Source organism: Methylobacterium sp. (genome assembly GCF_019750675.1).
Taxonomy (GTDB): Bacteria; Pseudomonadota; Alphaproteobacteria; order Rhizobiales; family Beijerinckiaceae; genus Methylobacterium.
Map to the genome: position 1 here is coordinate 1 of NZ_JAIEOF010000240.1, position 3,143 is coordinate 3,143.

The following is a 3,143-nucleotide window of genomic DNA, read 5'->3' on the forward strand; positions in this document are numbered from 1 at the left end:
CCCATGCACGCGCTTTGCACGCGGTCGCCGACCCGATTTGGCCGATCGAGCCGGAGATCGGCGCGCGACCGGGATGTGCGCGAATCACCGTATCTATTGAATTACGAGAAAAAATCGCCTTATAGGAGAATTCCTTCAAGCGCACTGCGCACGGCCGGATCTCCCTCGAAGGAATGACCGAACCATGGTGGCACCGACCTCGATCGAGACCGGCATCGTCGCTTCCGAGTCGGGGGAGCTCGATCTGCGCCTCGATCCGGGCGACCTGCTGGTGGGCACCTTCACCGGCAAGAAGATCGCTTCCCGGGTCACGGTGCGGTGCGACGGCCGCCATTGGGCGACGGTTCCGGTCACGCATGTCGAGGGTCTGGTGCGCTTCACGTGCCAGCTGCCACCCGTGATCGTCCCGGCCGAGACCACGGTCGAGGTGTGGGGATCGTCTGACCAGGCGTGCTTCGCGCGCCTTACGGTCCCGCCGCGCCCGCCCATCGTCAACCCGTTCGGATTGACGGCCCGCGACGTGCTCGCGGTCCATTCCCTGCCGTTCCAGGCAACCCCCTGGCTGAGCTTCGACGGTGCCCGCCTCGTCATCGCGGGCGAGCACCTGCCGCCTGCGGGCGATCCCGGTGCCCTGCGGGTGATTTTTGGGCCCGGGGTCGCCTACGAATTCCAGTATCCGCTGCCCTCGGTCTCCTTCGGGAAGCACTTCTGGTACTGGCCGAACGCCCACCTTTCGTCCTTCAGGGTGGTCATCGATCTGCCCGCCTGCAAACCGGGCTCCGATCCGTTCAGCTTCACCTTCGCGTACGACAACGGGAATCCCCTCGACCTGGACGGGCGCCAGGTCGGCGACATCCTGGGGCGGCGGGTCTTCGTCCCGACCCGTCTCGATGCCGGGATCGGGCTGCCCCGCGACGGCAGCCAGCTGACCCGCGTGCAGACCTGGTCCAACGACCAGAGCGTCACATTCACGAGCCATTGCGCCTTCAAGGCCATCGAGAGCCTCCTCGGCCGCTACGGGGTGGCGAACCGCGACGGCGTCTCCGTGCTCGACTGGGGCTGCGGGCACGGCCGGGTCACGCGCCACTTCGTTCAGGAATGGGATGCCGCGCGGGTGTGCGGAACCGACATCGACGACGAGACCATCGCCTGGTGCCGCGAGTATCTCGGCGGCGAGTTCCGCACCACGCCCCTCCTGCCGCCGACGCCCTTCGCGGAGGGGAGCTTCGACGGCATCTTCGGACTCTCGGTGATGACGCACCTTTCCGCCGAGGGGCAGGCCGCCTGGCTCGATGAGATCGGCCGTCTCCTCAAGCCGGAAGGCGTCGCGCTGATCACCTTCGGCGGGTCGCGTTCCGTCGCCTGGTCGTCGTTCTTCCGCGGGCCGGACTTCTGGCACCACTGGACCACGACGGGCTTCGACGATCGGTTGATCGATCCGGCTCTCGCGGGAAAGATCTCCGACGGCCCCTACGGTCGCCATACGGTGCAGACCCAGGACTACACGTGCCGGGCCTGGTCCAAGCACCTCAATGTCGTCGACGTCATTCCGGATTTCGTCGGAAACCTCGATGTCGCCGTTCTGTGCCGGCGCGCCTGATCGGGCTCCCGGCTTTCACGCGCCGGCCGGTCCCGGCGCGGGACGATCGTTCGAAAGACCGCCCCTGGTCCGGGTCCGAGTGCTCCGGGGACCAGGGGCGGCGTGCGCGATCGGGTTCGTCTCAGAACCGGTAGGTGAAGTTGCCCTTCACCGCGTGGTCCTGGGCACGGTCACCGACCTGCCCGGTATACGCGACGCCCAGGGTGGTGCCCCGGCCGACGAGGACGTCGAGCCCGGCCTCCGCCACGAGGGCGTCCCGGTCGATCGGCAGGCCGGCGGTCAGGAAGCTCGGGCCGGTGCCGAAGGCCAGGAGCGCCTTCGGCACGACGTCGCCGTAGGCGCGCCGATAGCCGACGAGGCCGCGCAGCGAGACCGGAGCGCCGAAGCCGAGGTCGAGGCTCGCCTGGGCGCGCAGGCCCACCGTGGAGGTGCCGATATCGTAGGTCTGGGCGGCGCCGGTGAGCGCGGCGAACCCGCCGGTCTCGGTCAGGCGATCCCGGCCGATGCTGACGAGGGCGCCCCCCACGAAGGGCTCGATGTAGGCCAGCGCGAAACCGCCCGGTGCGGCACCCGGCTGGCCCGCGAAGGCGAAGCGGTAGCCGAGTTCGCCGAAGCCCTGGATGGTGTCGCCGCCGGTGCGCGCGCTCGTGCTGTCGGCCAGACCGGCGAAGGCGACGCTGCGGCGCAGGCGCGCCGAATTGTCGGCGTAGACCGCCCCGAGGCGCAGCGACACCGTCCCGAACTCGTAGCCGCCGTAGACGCCGCCGAACCCGCTCTCGATGGTGCCCGATTGCAGGCTGCCGGGCGTATCGAGCCCCGTGTTGGAATAGCCCCCCGCGACGCCGATCCGGATGCCGTTCTCGAGCCTGGCATCGGCGCCGAGCACGAATCCGCTGGTCTGGCGCGACAGGCTGACGGCGTTGCCGTCCGTTCGCGCCTGCCCGAAGCTGCCGAAGCCCTGGCCCCAGACGCCGAACACGCGGGAATCCACCACCCGCATCGGGACCGGCGCGGCCCGACCCGGCAGGTCCGCGGTGTAGGTGGCCGGCAGCAGGCCGTAATCGGTGGCCTCCGTGGAGCCCGGCGTCGGTCCCCAGCGCAGGCGGTCGAGGATCGCCTCGCGCACGAAGAAGGCGGTCTCGAACTCGGCCGAGACGAGGCTCGCGTGGATGTCCCCGGAGAGGGACTGGAAGGCGCCGCGGGCGCTGCCCGGATCGGTGGTGACCAGGATCGTCTCGTAGATCCGGTTGCCGGCCCCGAGCCCCTCCACCGCTGCGCCGACCGAGGCCTGGTTCCGGTTGGCGCCGATCGACGCGAAGGTGGTGGCGTTGCGCGCCACAGAGAGGTCGACGGTGCCGGCGCCGTAGGACAGGTCCGTGCCGATGAAGGTGTAGCGCGGCGTCGACACGTCGAAGCGCCCGCTGACCCCGCCGGTGGCGGTGAGGATGGTGTAGCGCTGACCCAGCAGGCTGCGGGTCTCGGTGGGGCTCAAGGGGCTGAGCGCGTTCTCCAGGGAGACCGAGACGGTGCCGCCGCCGATCTG

General features: G+C 69.8%; 2 protein-coding genes. One reads left to right on the forward strand and one right to left on the reverse strand.

Annotated features, from left to right (window positions below; genetic code table 11):
- Positions 1 to 184: 184 nt before the first annotated feature.
- Positions 185 to 1,600 carry a bifunctional 2-polyprenyl-6-hydroxyphenol methylase/3-demethylubiquinol 3-O-methyltransferase UbiG gene (locus K2X24_RS12375; protein WP_292498425.1) on the forward strand — a complete coding sequence of 472 codons (1,416 nt, stop codon included), beginning with the start codon at positions 185 to 187 and terminating at the stop codon, positions 1,598 to 1,600.
- A 121-nt stretch (positions 1,601 to 1,721) separates the two neighbouring features.
- Here the strand turns inward: K2X24_RS12375 and K2X24_RS12380 are convergent.
- Positions 1,722 to 3,143: autotransporter domain-containing protein (locus K2X24_RS12380; RefSeq protein WP_292498428.1), on the reverse strand; the 1,422-nt coding region annotated here is incomplete at its 5' end.